This window comes from Weissella coleopterorum, assembly GCF_011304355.1.
Lineage (GTDB): Bacteria > Bacillota > Bacilli > Lactobacillales > Lactobacillaceae > Weissella > Weissella coleopterorum.
Map to the genome: position 1 here is coordinate 334,460 of NZ_CP049888.1, position 14,938 is coordinate 349,397.

General features: G+C 40.2%; 11 protein-coding genes and 1 tRNA gene. 8 read left to right on the forward strand and 4 right to left on the reverse strand.

Translation table 11 applies throughout. The features are described 5' to 3' along the window. Positions 1 to 171: 171 nt before the first annotated feature. Positions 172 to 972, reverse strand: a complete 801-nt coding sequence (locus G7084_RS01825) for a LiaF transmembrane domain-containing protein (protein WP_166009512.1) — start codon at positions 970 to 972, stop codon at positions 172 to 174. Continuing rightward, positions 969 to 1,427 (reverse strand): LytTR family DNA-binding domain-containing protein, encoded by a 459-nt coding sequence (locus tag G7084_RS01830; RefSeq protein WP_166009514.1) that lies wholly within the window; start codon positions 1,425 to 1,427, stop codon positions 969 to 971. The genes G7084_RS01825 and G7084_RS01830 overlap by 4 nt, the downstream gene beginning before the upstream one ends. A gap of 307 nt (positions 1,428 to 1,734) precedes the next feature. On the opposite strand from G7084_RS01830, the gene G7084_RS01835 reads away from it, so the two are divergent. The 5 genes from G7084_RS01835 to rlmD all read left to right on the forward strand — a co-directional run bounded on the left by G7084_RS01835 (position 1,735) and on the right by rlmD (position 9,353). Beyond that, positions 1,735 to 3,066, forward strand: coding sequence for an APC family permease (locus G7084_RS01835; protein WP_166009516.1), 1,332 nt, complete (start codon positions 1,735 to 1,737; stop codon positions 3,064 to 3,066). Between the two features lie 321 nt (positions 3,067 to 3,387). After that, entirely contained in the window at positions 3,388 to 4,812 is a 1,425-nt protein-coding gene (locus tag G7084_RS01840; protein WP_166009518.1) for a C69 family dipeptidase, read from the forward strand. Positions 4,813 to 4,845: 33 nt separating this feature from the next. Next, positions 4,846 to 6,357, forward strand: a complete 1,512-nt coding sequence (gene yjeM, locus G7084_RS01845; RefSeq protein WP_166009520.1) for a glutamate/gamma-aminobutyrate family transporter YjeM — start codon at positions 4,846 to 4,848, stop codon at positions 6,355 to 6,357. A 234-nt stretch (positions 6,358 to 6,591) separates the two neighbouring features. Continuing rightward, entirely contained in the window at positions 6,592 to 7,944 is a 1,353-nt protein-coding gene (gene brnQ / locus G7084_RS01850; RefSeq protein ID WP_166009522.1) for a branched-chain amino acid transport system II carrier protein, read from the forward strand. 29 nt (positions 7,945 to 7,973) lie between these two features. Further along, positions 7,974 to 9,353, forward strand: coding sequence for a 23S rRNA (uracil(1939)-C(5))-methyltransferase RlmD (gene rlmD / locus G7084_RS01855; RefSeq protein ID WP_166009524.1), 1,380 nt, complete (start codon positions 7,974 to 7,976; stop codon positions 9,351 to 9,353). A gap of 53 nt (positions 9,354 to 9,406) precedes the next feature. Here the strand turns inward: rlmD and G7084_RS01860 are convergent, their stop codons facing one another. Then, the gene (locus G7084_RS01860; RefSeq protein ID WP_166009526.1) at positions 9,407 to 9,922 is read right to left on the reverse strand and encodes a class I SAM-dependent methyltransferase; all 516 of its coding nucleotides are present in this window, start codon (positions 9,920 to 9,922) and stop codon (positions 9,407 to 9,409) included. 3 nt (positions 9,923 to 9,925) lie between these two features. Then, complete coding sequence (locus G7084_RS01865) at positions 9,926 to 10,567, reverse strand: phosphatase PAP2 family protein (RefSeq protein ID WP_166009528.1); 642 nt, start codon at positions 10,565 to 10,567, stop codon at positions 9,926 to 9,928. 323 nt (positions 10,568 to 10,890) lie between these two features. On the opposite strand from G7084_RS01865, the gene leuS reads away from it, so the two are divergent. The 3 genes from leuS to G7084_RS01880 all read left to right on the forward strand — a co-directional run bounded on the left by leuS (position 10,891) and on the right by G7084_RS01880 (position 14,916). After that, a complete protein-coding gene (leuS, locus tag G7084_RS01870; RefSeq protein ID WP_166009530.1) occupies positions 10,891 to 13,308 on the forward strand; it encodes a leucine--tRNA ligase in 2,418 nt (805 codons plus the stop codon). A gap of 230 nt (positions 13,309 to 13,538) precedes the next feature. After that, a complete protein-coding gene (locus G7084_RS01875) occupies positions 13,539 to 14,771 on the forward strand; it encodes a D-alanyl-D-alanine carboxypeptidase family protein (RefSeq protein WP_166009532.1) in 1,233 nt (410 codons plus the stop codon). 72 nt (positions 14,772 to 14,843) lie between these two features. Then, positions 14,844 to 14,916, forward strand: a tRNA-Arg gene (locus G7084_RS01880). The last annotated feature ends 22 nt before the right edge of the window (positions 14,917 to 14,938 follow it).

Sequence of the window (14,938 nt, forward strand, 5' to 3'; positions counted from 1 at the left end):
GAGGTGTTGCATACAAATAAAATTATAATTATAGCTATTGTTGATTGTTGAGCATAGAAATTAAATTTATATAATATTTATTAAAAATAAATTACGGGAATATATGTCTTGGACTAGGGTATATTAAACTAAAAAGCCGCAACCAATATGGCATGCGACTTTAAAATTTATTTAAATATAGTGAATGACTACGTTCCCAAGATACACGCGCCCACGGATGACTAATTGAGGACCGTCAGCTTGACGCCGAATACCACGTTCATCTAATGCCGATAGGAAAGAATTGAGTTCATTGGTGATTTGCCAATTACCAGGAAGATATAGATTCACGCTGCCTAATGAATTATCCAGGATTAATTCAATTTGGTCGACATTGGCGAGTTGATCAAAGTAGACCTTGGTATCTCCCATATAATTATGTAAATTAATCTTGTTTACATTGGGTTCTTGTAGATACCGAATATTATTGCCCATGGTTGTTGTAATATTGATGGTCGTTGAACCAGAATCTGTAGTACCTTCCTCGAATTCAGCGGAAGCATTCGTTGAATTTGAGGCTTGATCGGCATGCAAAGGTCGATCTGCGGATTGATCAAAAGAGTGGTGGGGAGAACTGTGATAAAATTGATCAGTTTGAACTTGGTGCCAATCATAATGATACCAACGGTTTCTAGAACCGAAAATCAACTTTAAACCGATGAGCAAGAGCAGTGCAACACCAATGATGGTCCAAGGCATTAATGCCTGAATTCCTAATTGACGATTGAATAACATGGCTAATCCAGTGAGAGTAATTATACTTCCTCCGATCGACCGATACATGAGGTTTGACACTAAAAGAGCAATTAAAATAATAGCGAAGGTTACGGTCACCAAAGGCATCTGGAAACTGAGCCAACCTATTTGGGTCGCAATAAGAAAGGCAGCGGCAATAATAAAGAAGCTACCCCAGAACCAGTTAGTTTTTTTCATGATAATTTTCTCCAATCTTGTAAGCGGGCCTCTAAAGCTTTGTGATATCGACGTGAGGCGTAAATTTGTTTATGTGAGTTCTGAAATTGAATGAGGGTATTTGAGATTGATTTGGTTAAAGCTTGAATCTTAGTTACGTTGACAATTCCAGCTTTAGAAATTCGAATAAATTGTGGTGGTAAGGTAGCTTCTAATGTATAGAGCCGTTGATGCGTGGCAAAACTTTGCTTGACTGTATGAGCCCAAACTTGACGTTCATCAGTTTCAAAAAAGATAATTTGATCGAGTGGTAATTCAAATTTGGTTTGGTGTTGATAAAGAGTGATTTGTTTGACAGGTTGATTTCCAGTGCTTAACTGTTCTTTGAGCGCATTAACTTCTGCTGATGCGGCCGGTGCACGAATGATTACCTCTGGGGCTGTTAAACTGGGATCAATTTCTAACGTGATTTTCATATGCCTGAATCCTTTCATTTAGTAGTACACCATAAATATGGTCGGGCGTAAATTGATTTTGACTAACCGGTTAAATCTCATGAGTGAGTGGGTGCCAGCTTACTTTAAGTAAATGGTCTAGATATTTTAATACCAATCGATGTGAGCTTTTTTAACATAATTATTTCATATCACAGTTTGGTTTGTTATAATTTTCTAGTTTGGAAAGCTGATTATTACGATTAATTAGCTCGTTGAGTGGTGGTGATGAGCTATCGCAGCATGTTTTTTTAGATCAAATATAAATAAATTAGGGGTAGGATACAGAATGAGTGAGCAAACAGAATTAAAGCGAACGATGACTTTGATCCCAGCGATTTCCACCGTGATGGGAACGGTAATTGGTGCGGGAGTATTTTTTAAAGCTTCCGGGGTAGCGTTAGCGACTGAAAATGCTAACATGTCAATTTTAGTTTGGGTATTAGGGGGACTGATTAGTTTAGCGGCCGGATTAACCGGGGCGGAATTAGCGGCTGCAATTCCTGAAACTGGTGGGATGTTAGTTTACATCGAACGCGCGTACGGTAAGTTATTAAGTTACCTGTTAGGTTGGGCTCAAGTGATCGTATATTTTCCCGCCAGTATTGCCGCGAAAGGTATTATCTTTGGAACTCAAGTGGTGAACTTATTTCATCTATCAGTTAATTATGTGGTGCCAGCTGGAATTGCGGCATTGATTTCAGTTTTTCTGATTAATTTATTAGGTTCGAAGGTAGCAGGACATTTTCAAGCGATTACATTGTTATTTAAATTAATTCCGCTAGCCCTCATTATTATTTTCGGGTTAATGCAACCGGGAGGCGTAGAAGTTAGTTTCTTCCCTATTCATACAGGAGCGCATACAAGTGGTTTCTTAACAGGATTAGGAGCTGGACTATTAGCAACCATGTACGCCTATGATGGCTGGATCCATGTTGGAAATATTGCCGGTGAGTTGAAAAACCCATCACGTGATTTACCACGGGCCATTGCCGGTGGTTTATTGGGAATCATGATCATCTACTTATTAGTGAACTATGTTTTCCTCCATACATTACCAATTCAAGCCATTGCCGGGAATGAAAATGCCGCCATGGATGTAGCTGAACGAATTTTTGGTAATTTTGGTGGAAAGTTAATTACGATCGGAATCCTGGTTTCTATTTATGGAACTCTGAATGGTTATACAATGACGGGGATGCGTTTACCATACGCGATGGCACGCGAAAATAATTTACCATTCTCAAAGTACTTAGTTAAATTAAATCGTTATCAGATTCCATATGTGGCAGGTATTTTTCAATTAGTGGTCGCGATTGCTCTAATGTTTGTGGGTGGTTTTGACCTTTTGACCGATATGCTGATCTTTGTGATTTGGATGTTCTATACGTTAGTCTTTGTTGCCGTGATCAAGTTAAGACATTCGGAACCTGATCTCGACCGACCATACAAAGTCCCATTTTATCCTTTGATGCCTATTATTGCGATCTTAGGTGGCGTCTTTATTTTAGCGATGACGTTATTCTCCAATTTCTGGCTCGCCATGACTGGAATTGGATTAACGGTGTTGGGGCTTCCGGTTTATTTTTGGATGCAATATCAAAATCAGAAACAAAATTAGGATAATGTAAATTTTTTTGAACGACGAGGGGCGATAGCCCCTTTTTTTATGCAATATTTAAAACTATGTTACAAAGCGCTATTAAATTAATGAGAAGTTGTGTGATTTTATGCAAGTGAATGCATAAAATTAATTCAATTACGTTATGGAAAATAGTATTGCACGTTTGAATGATGATCGGGATTGAATAAATGTTAAATATATAAATTAACTAATGACTTATGGGGAAATAGGTATATAATTCTAATGAAGATATTTTTCAATTAGTGAATAATATTAGAATATTTATACACCGTATGCATTAATTATTGGAGAAATAAGATGGAATATAATAAGGCGGAATTGAGTGCTTGTACAAGTATTTTAGTGGGTAAGAAGGCTACGATTGATGGCTCAACCATGATTGGACGAAACGAAGATGCTCAAGCCTCATGGCCCAAGCATTTTGTAGTGCATCCCCATATAGAACACACCACCGCACAAACTTTTGTGTCAAAAGCCAATGGGTTTAAAATGTCTCTGCCACAAGAGCAATTCAAATACACCGCGACACCTGAATGGACTACCAAAGAAGGCCTTTTTGAAGAAGATGGGTTCAATGAATACGGAGTGGCGATGAGTGCCACCGAAAGTGCGTATGCCAATGAAACTGTATTAGGAGCAGATCCCTTGGTGGAAGATGGGATTGGCGAAGAAGCAATGGTGACCGTGGTCTTGCCATATGTTAAATCGGCGCGTGACGGGGTTGCCCGCCTAGGGGCGATTGTTGAAGAATATGGAACATGTGAGACGAATGGAATTCTATTTTCCGATGATGATGAAGTTTGGTATATGGAGACGGGAACTGGGCATTATTGGGTTGCACAACGAATTCCTGATGATAGTTATGCCGTTGTGGCTAATCAATTAGCGATTCAAACAATTGACTTTGCAGATTCTGACAATTTTATGTTCGCTGATCAGATTGCTGAATTTGTCGAAACGAACCATTTAAATCCGAATCCACAGACTTTTAATTTTCGAAAGATTTTTGGAACACAGACCTTGTCGGATGAACATTATAGTACTCCACGTGTCTGGTGGGGCCAACAACAATTTTCCGGTTTTACTGATGAATCACCTATGAGTGAAGAGCTAGCTTTTATTAAAAAGGCCAACCGCTTGTTAAGTATTGATGATGTCAAAATGTATCTAAGTTCACATTTTGAGAAAACTCCGTATGATCCGATGAATGAGTCATCACAAAACCATCTTTTCCGGCCAATTAGTTTAGCTAAGACGCAAGAATCACATATCTTACAACATCGGCCTAATTTAGATCCAACAGTAGCTTGTGTTCAATGGATTGCGATGGGTGTTTCAGCGCAGAGCGTCTATGTACCATTTTATCTTGGAATTGATGAAACGCCGGAGGCATATCAGCTAGGAACCTTACCGTATGATGGCAACTCTGCTTACTGGGTTTATAAGTTGGTAAGTGTCTTAGTAGATGGGCATTATAAGGAGTTTGGTAAGCAGCTCCAAGCAACCCAAAAACAAGTTAATATTACCTTGAACAAGGGGTTGCGGGATGCTGACCAACAGGCCCAATCGTTAGCAGGAGTGGAATTGACCAAGTTCTTAACGCAGACGGGTGTAGCATTATCGAACCAAGCCCTAAGTGCCTACCGGAAGTTAACGGCTGATATAATTACCGCTTCGACCGATTTTTCGCGGTTGAATTTTAAAACTGATTTAAATTTATAATTGATAGAGAGCTTTGAAGGAGTGAATGAAACTATGAACGACGCTGAGAACGGAAAAACAGGCAAATCGATTAAATTAATGACATTAATTATGATGATCTTTACGACCATCTTTGGGTTTGCCAATACCCCGATTGCTTTCATGCAAATGGGTTATGCAAGTATTATTTGGTATATTTTTGCGGCGATTTTCTTCTTCTTGCCATTAGGATTTATGATGGCAGAATATGGATCAGCCTTTAATGAGGCTAAGGGTGGAATCTACTCTTGGATTGAAGGAGCCGTTGGACCTAAGACGGCGTTTATTGGAACCTTTATGTGGTTAGCTTCTTGGGAAACTTGGCTGGTAGCCACCGCATCTAAAATTTGGATTCCGTTTTCAACCTTTATTAGCGGATCCGATCAAACGCAAACTTGGCACCTTTTCGGGCTTAATTCGAATCAAGTGATTGGAATATTAGCGGTTTTGCTGATTATTGTGGTTACCTTTTTTGCTTCGAAAGGAATTGATTGGATTTCAAAAATTTCATCATTTGGTGGAATTATGATGGTGACAATTAATATTCTCTTTTTCATTTTAAGTATTTTTATTCTTTTGGCGAATGGGTTCCATACAGCTGAACCAGTCCATGGTATTTCGACTTTTATCCACAGTGCCAACCCTAGTTTCACATCACCGATTGCGATGCTTAGTTTCGTTGTCTATGCGGTCTTTGCCTACGCTGGGATGGAGTCAATGGGTGGAATTACTGATAGTATGGAGAATCCCAAACGTGATTTCCCCCGGGGAGTTTTGATTTCAACCGCCATCATTGCTGTTTTATATGCATTCTCAATCTTCTTATGGGGGGTCAGCGCGAATTGGTCACAAATTATTGATCAAGGCCATGTTAACTTGGGGAACGTAACCTACGTAATGATGAATAATTTGGGAAGCACCTTTGGGCATCAAATTGGCTTGAATGCCACGGGCGCAGCCACATTGGGCCAGTGGTTCGCACGTTTTGCGGGCTTTGACATGTTTATTGTTTACATTGGTTCATTTTTCGTTTTGATTTATTCACCGATTAAAGCCTTTGTCCTAGGAACGCCTAAGGATTTCTGGCCAAAACATGTGACCGAGCTCAATGCGAAGGGAATGCCCTCAAATGCAATGTGGTATCAAGCACTTTTCGTGATTGTTTTGATTATTGCGATTGCTTTTGGTGGTTCAACCGCCCAAGTTTTCTACAATATTTTGACATTGATGGGGAATGTTTCAACGGCTTTGCCTTACTTGTTCTTGGTAGGAGCATATCCTTTCTTCAACCAAAACCAAACCATTGAAAAGCCGTATGTCTTCTTTAAAAATAAGACAGGTATGTGGATTGTTACGTCGATTTCATTTATTGTATTAGCGCTGAGTGTGTTATTTACTTGTGTGGAACCAATTTTGCAACACCAATGGACAGATGCGTTTTGGACGGTATCTGGACCGGTCTTCTTCACTTTGATTGCGGTAATTTTATACCGTCGCTATGAGCGTAAGAAACGGCATGAAAATTAAAAAACGTAAATTTATTTAAATTTATATTGAAGCGGCAGGCCTGGGATCATAAATCTCGGTGTCAGTCGTTTTTAATTTAATTATTTAGATTATATTTATAGTACATTCTAAAATATGTTAAAAACTATGGTGAATTACGGTTGAATTCATGAGGTTTGTCTGCCTTTTTGGAAGCAAATATGGTATCTTTAAATTTACGGATAAATATAAAATTAGGACAGAGGTACCCTAGTTATGAAAAATGAAAAGTTAGGCTTTAATAAAGTACTTTTACTAGCTTCGTTGATCTTTGGGATTTTCTTTGGAGCGGGGAATTTGATATTTCCGATTCATTTGGGACAAGCAGCGGGTGCTAATTGGTTGCCAGCAACGATTGGTTTCGTATTAACGGGGACGATCGTACCCTATCTAGCAATGTTGGCAGTCTCGGTGACTAAAAGTGAAGACTTATATGCTTTAGCCCAACCAGTTTCACATTACTTTGCTTTGTTTATCGTGGTCGCATTTCACTTGGTCATTGGGCCTCTTTTTGCTACGCCCCGCTTGCCGGCGGTCGCTTTTTCTACGGGAATTGCGCCGCTTTTACCTGCTAAGTACGCTAGTTTCGGCTTATTGATTTTTACGATCATTTTTTTCGGGTTAGCCTATCTATTAACGGTTAAGGAAGCCGATATTACGGCTTGGATCGGCAAATATTTGAATCCACTTTTCTTGATGGGGTTGTTTGCCCTATTTGTGGTCGCGTTTCTATTCCCAATGGGGCATCTAAATCACATTCCAACGGCGGCCTATCGAACTAGTGCTTTTACAGCTGGTTTCATGGAAGGCTATAACACAATGGATGGAGTTGGCCTGTTAACAGTCGGGGTAACTATTGTCTATGCGGTGCGTGGTTTAGGCGTACACAATGATAATATTTCTAAAGAAATCGCCAAAGCTGGGGCTTTAAGTGTGATTGTCGAAGCAGTAATCTATATCATCTTGATCTTAATGGGCACGATGAGTTTAGGGCAATTAAAGCTTTCGGAAAATGGTGGGATTGCTTTAGCACAAATTATTAGTCATTATGCTGGAAATGCTGGCTTAATTTTGACCGCCATTTTGGTCACGCTGACCGTCTTTACGACCGCGATGGGGCTATTTCAAGCTTTCGCTCAAGATATGGAAGCTGTCTTTCCAAAGTACTCTTACCGATTCTGGTTGCGCGTGATTACGATTGGTTCATTGATCGTGGCCAACCTCGGATTAACGACAATTATTGCTTGGTCCGTTCCGGTGATGATGATGTTATATCCTTATGCCTTAGGGATCATTGGCTTAAGTTTATGTAAAAAATATTTTGAAGGCTCACCAGTTGTTTATCGTTGGACAATCGGTTTAATCACGATTCCAGCAATCGGTGATATGTTGGCTAATTTACCGGTTTCAAATGCTGGTTTGGATCATCTAGTAGCGGGATACCATCATTTGGTCCCATTTAGTAGCCAAGGACTGGGTTGGATTCTACCGGGATTCATTGGAGCGTTACTAGGTTATGGTCAATATCGTTTGATTCAAACCAAGATTATGCAAAAGATTGAGAAATAAGCACTAGATTTAAATGGGGGAGGATCGACATGCCCAGAAATATTCTGCCTGTAAAATTAAATGAAATTAAAGAAGGCGTGGTCACAGACATCTTACATAATGGGATGGGCGTGATCATGGTTGATCAACACTATCCAGTAAAGTTAGTGGATGCTTTTTTAGGTGAAAAAATTCGGTGTCGTTTGACCCAGGTTGATCGCTTATCGGCATACGGTGAGGTCCTGACGGTTGTAAAACCGTCCGCGGATCGGCAGAATCAAAATAAAGCATATCTGCTTGAAGCGGGGGTGGCGCCGTATGTGAACTTAAGTTATTCGGGGCAATTGAAGTTAAAACGGCGACAGGTCGAACAAGCGTTTGCGGCCGTTGATTTAAAGCTCCCTGTGGCAGCCACCATTGGAGCAGACCAACCAACGCATTATCGTAATAAGACGGTCGTGCCTTTGAAAAATCAAAATGGGCATCTGACAACTGGTTTCTTTGATCGGAAAAATAAAGATACCATTGTCCCGATGGATGATTATTATTTGAATGATCCTATCATCGATCAAACGATTGGGATTGTCCGTGATATTTTGGATCAATTTAAGACGCCAATTTATAATGATGTCACTAAGCAAGGTGCCATGCGCTATATTATGGTGCGACGCGGATATTATTCGCAGCAAGTCATGGTCGTTTTGGTCAGCCACTTGGCGCAAATACCAGATGAAGCCGCGATTGCACAAGCCATTGTGGAACAAGTCCCGGCCTTGAAAAGTTTAATCTTAAATCATAATCCACGTCAAACAAGTCAACAATTGACCGGTGATAATCGCGTTTTGTGGGGGGATGCAGCTATTCATGACCAATTACTTGGGCATGACTTTGTGATTGGACCAAATTCTTTTTATCAAGTTAATCCTAAAACGACCGAAGTTCTCTACCAATTGGCCGCACAGATGGGCGAATTGAAAGCAAGTGATCATGCTATTGATGCATACTCGGGGATTGGAACGATTGGTCTTTCGATTGCAGATCAAGTTCAGCAAGTTTACGGAGTTGAGGTAGTGGAGCGAGCGGTTGAAGACGCTAAAATAAATATTGCGCAAAATCAAATTAAAAATGCGCAATATATTGCAGCTGACGCTCCAGTCCAGATGGAAAAGTGGCGAGATGAAAATTTACCTGCTGATATCATCTTTGTGGATCCGCCACGGCGTGGCTTAACGGAAACATTAATGGATGCCATGGTGTATCTTAATCCAGACCGGGTGGTTTATGTTTCATGTAACCCGGTTACGATGGCGCGGGATATTAAATATATGACGGAACATGGGTATCAAGTGCAAGGACCGATTCAGCCCCTTGATCAGTTTCCACAGACAGCACACGTTGAATGTGTGGCTTTATTAGTCAATAAGCATTAATATCAACTAAAAACGCCACCTAGATTTAAAACAATCTAGGTGGCGTTTTTAGTTTATTTACGCTGTAATAACAAAGCGGCCTCATCAGTAAGCACGTCATAAAAATAACGAACCTCATAAGCATTAATGGGGAGGTTTTTGGTTATGGCTAGGATTTGCTGCATCGCCGGATCTTGATGATGACCGTCTAAAACGATCAAACCGAGTGTTCGCAGATAGAGTTGAATTTGTTGAATCGTTTGTTTTAGTGCGTTGGCATCAGTTTGCGCATCAATTTGAAATAAAAAGACGGTAATCAATTCAGCGGGGCTTAAATAGTTTGGGATTTCCGTGAAGGCTTTTTCAATTGGCTCTACGCGGGCCGTTAGTCCACTTAAAAAGAGGGATGCGGCCATATCATCAATTTCTTTTTTTTGATCAGAAAAAGCTAGGACGTGACCGCCATCTCCGACACGACTGGCTAAAAATCGGGTACTATCTCCCGCTTTGATGGTGGCATCAACGACGGTATCACCTACGTGTAGAATTTCGTCAATTTGGATTTGAGCTAAATTATGGGTTTTACGCATGCTTTATTTCTCCTTGGGTTTATATCTGAAAATAAATTCTTTTGAGATAATGAGTAAAAAGCCAGCTAAAACAAGGCCAGCTAGGACATCGGAAAGGTAATGTACACCTAGATATACGCGACTCATTGGGATTGTCACAATCAGACAGGTTAATAATGTCATGAATGCATATTTAATTGGATCGTTTTTGACGTAATAGTAAACTAATACAATTAATGAGCCATAGAGAAGCATGGCATTCATGGAATGTCCAGATGGAAATGATGAACCACCTTCGTCAACTAGATGGAGAATGTTAGGCCGAGGCCGATTCACAAAGTGTTTAAATATTTTCATGACTCCAAGGCCAAAGATGCCGACATTGAGCATCACGAAGAGCGCAATATCATACTTTTTAAAAATTAAGGCAAAAAAACAAGCCCACAGTGCAATGAAACCGGTCCAAATAGGATTCCCAGCTCGCGTGATATTTTTAAAAAACCAAGTTCGTTCTGGTGTGACAGGTTCACGAATGTTTTGAAGCCCCCACTGATCTAATTGGTGGATGTAAGGTAGGTGCCAGACGACCCCCATCAGGAGGATTAGAAAGATAGCGAGGCAAAAAAAGGCTAAACTAATTTGCCAGCGATTGATTTGACGTTGCATACGAAACTTTCTCCTCATTTTAAAATAATTTACCTTTCATATTAGCACACAATGTTAGAAACGCGGGGACGAAAACACAGTCGAATGTTGAATGATTTGAATGAATTATATAGGAAACTGGCTTGAACGCAGCGACCATTAAAAATGGGAAGAAGCGTTTAGAGATCAGGTGATTTAAACCTTTGATAACTTTTGGCGCCTTCAAAAAATACACATACAAATTAAGTTGGAATTAGCGTATAATTTTTTTATATAAACTGAAAAAACCGACCATCGATAAAATGCTGTTAAATCGAATGGTCAGCAAAGTGAGGATGAGATCAATGGCATACCAACATCAAGAAGTGGAACAAAAATGGCAACATTTTTGGGATGCTAATCAGACATTTAAAACTGGAACCGATCAATCGAAACCTAAGTACTATGTTTTGGATATGTTCCCCTTTCCTTCAGGACAAGGACTTCATGTGGGGCATCCAGAGGGATACACGGCGACTGATATTTTAGCACGGATGAAGCGGATGCAAGGATTTAATGTTTTGCATCCAATGGGATTTGATGCCTTTGGACTCCCTACGGAAGACTACGCAATTAAGACGGGGGCGAACCCTAAAGATGTGACGAAAACGAATGTAAATAATTTTCGCCGTCAAATGCGTTCATTGGGACTTTCATATGATTGGTCGCGGGAAGTTAACACGACTAATCCAAAGTACTACAAATGGACACAGTGGATTTTTGAGCAGTTGTATAAAAAAGGTTTGGCTTACGAAGATGAAATGATGGTGAACTGGGCCCCTGATTATAATGGTGGAACTGTGGTCGCCAACGAAGAAATTATTAATGGCCGGACTGAGCGTGGAGACTACCCTGTATATCGGGTTCCAATGCGGCAGTGGGTTTTGAAAATTACTGAATATGCCGACCGGCTCTTGGATGATTTGGATGATTTAGATTGGCCGGAAGCCATTAAAGAGCAACAGAGAAATTGGATTGGTCGTTCCACGGGAGCAGCCATTGATTTTGAGGTAGCCGATCATGGGGACCAAACTATTGAAGTCTTTACGACCCGCCCGGATACATTATTTGGTGCATCGTATGTTGTTTTGGCGCCTGAACATGAGTTAGTGGACCAAATCACCACGCCTGCGCAAAAGGCGGCCGTGGAGACGTTCAGGACGAATTTGGCTTCGAAATCCGATTTGGAGCGAACGGATCTAAATAAAGATAAGTCTGGAATCTTTACAGGATCGTTTGCGATTAATCCGGTTAATGGGGCTAAGCTACCGATTTGGATTGGTGATTATGTCTTAGCTTCGTACGGAACTGGCGCAGTGATGGCTGTCCCAGCCCATGATGCAAGAGATTATGAGTTTGCGACTAAGTACGATTTGCCTAAGCTAGAAGTCGTGGCAGGTGGTGATATCAAAATGGCCGTGTATACGGGCGATGGAGTTCATGTTAATTCTGATTTTCTTGATGGTTTGGAAAAAGAAGCGGCAATAGAACGAATGTTATCGTGGTTGACTGAAAACCAAGTGGGGGCCAAGAAGGTTAATTATCGGTTGCGTGATTGGATTTTCTCACGGCAACGCTACTGGGGAGAGCCAATTCCTGTGATCAATTGGGATGATGGGACTAAAACCTTAGTGCCTGAAGATCAATTGCCATTGCGGTTACCCGAAGCAGAAAATATTTTGCCAACGGGAACGGGTGAATCGCCTCTAGCCAATATTGATGACTGGGTCAATGTTACTGATGAACAAGGTCGACACGGCCGAAGGGAAACTAATACCATGCCACAATGGGCTGGATCATCTTGGTATTATCTACGTTACATGGATCCCCATAATGATGAAATGATGGTTGATCCGGAACTAGAACAATATTGGCAAAATGTGGACCTATATGTTGGTGGGGCTGAACATGCAGTTTTGCATTTGTTGTATGCACGTTTCTGGCACAAGGTCTTGTATGATCTAGGAGTGGTGACGACCAAAGAACCGTTCCAAAAGTTAGCTAATCAGGGAATGATCTTAGGTTCAAATCACGAAAAGATGTCAAAGTCTAAGGGAAATGTAGTTAATCCAGATGATGTGGTAGCTCAATATGGCGCAGATACTTTGCGACTTTATGAGATGTTCATGGGGCCTTTAGAACAATCGATTGCGTGGTCTGAAGAAGGTCTTTCTGGTTCGCGCCGTTGGCTGGATCGTGTTTGGCGCTTGATAATTGATGATGAAAATAATCTTCGCGACCATATTACGACGGTCAATGATCATAAATTAGATAAGGTCTATCACGAAACAGTTAAGAAGGTCACTGAACATTTCGCCAATATGCGTTTCAATACTGGTATTTCACAGTTGATGGTCTTTGTGAATGAGGCCTATAAAGTTGATAATTTACCAGCTGAATATGTAGAAGGTTTCATTCAACTATTGTCACCAGTTGCACCACACATTAGTGAGGAACTTTGGAGTTACTTCCACCCAAATGAGTCAATTCAAACGACGACATGGCCTACATATGACGAAAATAAGTTAGTAGAGAGTACTGTTGAAATTGTTTTCCAAGTGAATGGTAAATTACGTGGTAAAGCGCAAATGGATAAGGATAGCACGAAAGAAGCGATGATCGCGGCTGCCTTAGCGAATGAAGGTGTACAACGGACCCTAGATGGTCAAACTCCTAAAAAGGTGATCGCTGTATCTGGTAAGCTAGTGAGTGTTGTCATGTAAGGTGTCTGACATACAGACGGCATTAAACAAATAAAGTAAGAGGCTATTGTATAAATTCGACGGAATTTATACAATAGCCTCTTTATGTAGGTTCGTTTATTAAAAAAGAGCTCTGAAAAATGTTTAAAATACTAAATTATTGGATTTCCGTATGTGATTGTCGCAATTTATTATATACTGGTTGTAATATCAAGAATTAAAATAAATTAATAATAAAAATAGGTAGGATCATGAAAATAAAAATTTTAAAAGGAGTCACAGTCCTGCTATTGGGTCTCATTCTAGGACAATCATTTGCTCAAGCTGCCGCAATCACTCCCACTAGTGCAGCGCCTGCTGAAATCACTGTTGATGTGAATTCCGGGCAAGTTATTGCGAGTAAAAATGATCAAGAGCGTCTCCCCATCGCTTCGGTTTCCAAATTGATTGTGATCTATTTGGTGGAACAAGCAATTCAATCGGGACAATTTACGCATACTACGAAAGTTAAAGTTCCCGCTAAAATTGCCGCGTTTAGTCAAGATAGTGGTGTTGCTAACGTTGAGTTGTCAGCTGAACGAACCTATACCATTGAACAATTGGAGAGCGCTGCCTTGGTCGCGTCTGCTAATGGAGCAGCGATGGCTTTGGCTGATCAAGTTTGTGGAAGTCAGGATAAATTTTATCAAGTCGCTAATCAATTATTGACGAGTTGGGGTATTAAAAATGCCAATATTATTTCAGCTTCGGGGTTGAGTGAGAATGATATGGGTAGTTTCCGTAATCAAAAGTTGGACGCTAGCTTAGAAAATAAACTTTCAGCACGTGAAGTGGCAATGATCGCTTGGCATCTAGTTCGGGATTATCCGCAGATTTTTAAATTAACAAATCAAAAAGAGGCCGAATTTCCAAAACCAGATAACAGTAATCAAACCATGAAAAATACTAATGAACTCTTATGGAGTTCTAAATATCAATTTAAGGGGTTGAAAACTGGAACTACGGTTCATGATGGCCAAAATGTGGTGGGATATACTCAGCTTGATAAGATTCCCGTGTTAACCGTAGTTTTGAATGCAGCTGAGGGTCAAAATTTCACGGAAACTGAGAATATGTTAGATCAAATTAAGAATCAGACGAATTTGGTGAAGGTGACCGCTCGGCAACAAATTTATATCAAAAATGCTAAAAATAAACAAGGCTTAGTTGAGTTGGAACCGCAAAAGGCGATCACTGTTTTTGCCAAAGAACGCCAATTAGCTACTAAGCAAACTTTTAAGGTTAATAGTGAACAAGCTGAGGCACCCTTCAATCGGCATCAATGGTTAGCAATACAACGGGTTTTATTTAAAAATGAAGCTTTAAATGATTATTTAGGAGAACAACCCAGCTTACGTTACCAAACGGTGAATAAAGTTAAAGTTGCAAATCCGATTGTTATGATTTTTCGGCCAGTCGTGGCATGGTTTGAAAAAGTCTTTTAATTTTTATTAATGAAGAGTTGAGATTCTCACATAAAATTTAATATCGTGTATAATAAATCAATGTGAGTTATCGGCGTTATAGTTCAACGGGATAGAACAAGGACCTCCTAAGTCTTAGATCACAGTTCGAGTCTGTGTAACGTCATTGATTTTAAATTGAACGAAAG

Coding starts and splice junctions, on each gene's coding strand:
- G7084_RS01825 (WP_166009512.1), bottom strand. CDS start 972: ATGAAAAAAACTAACTGGTTCTGGGGTAGCTTCTTTATTATTGCCGCT.
- G7084_RS01830 (WP_166009514.1), bottom strand. CDS start 1,427: ATGAAAATCACGTTAGAAATTGATCCCAGTTTAACAGCCCCAGAGGTA.
- G7084_RS01835 (WP_166009516.1), top strand. CDS start 1,735: ATGAGTGAGCAAACAGAATTAAAGCGAACGATGACTTTGATCCCAGCG.
- G7084_RS01840 (WP_166009518.1), top strand. CDS start 3,388: ATGGAATATAATAAGGCGGAATTGAGTGCTTGTACAAGTATTTTAGTG.
- yjeM (WP_166009520.1), top strand. CDS start 4,846: ATGAACGACGCTGAGAACGGAAAAACAGGCAAATCGATTAAATTAATG.
- brnQ (WP_166009522.1), top strand. CDS start 6,592: ATGAAAAATGAAAAGTTAGGCTTTAATAAAGTACTTTTACTAGCTTCG.
- rlmD (WP_166009524.1), top strand. CDS start 7,974: ATGCCCAGAAATATTCTGCCTGTAAAATTAAATGAAATTAAAGAAGGC.
- G7084_RS01860 (WP_166009526.1), bottom strand. CDS start 9,922: ATGCGTAAAACCCATAATTTAGCTCAAATCCAAATTGACGAAATTCTA.
- G7084_RS01865 (WP_166009528.1), bottom strand. CDS start 10,567: ATGCAACGTCAAATCAATCGCTGGCAAATTAGTTTAGCCTTTTTTTGC.
- leuS (WP_166009530.1), top strand. CDS start 10,891: ATGGCATACCAACATCAAGAAGTGGAACAAAAATGGCAACATTTTTGG.
- G7084_RS01875 (WP_166009532.1), top strand. CDS start 13,539: ATGAAAATAAAAATTTTAAAAGGAGTCACAGTCCTGCTATTGGGTCTC.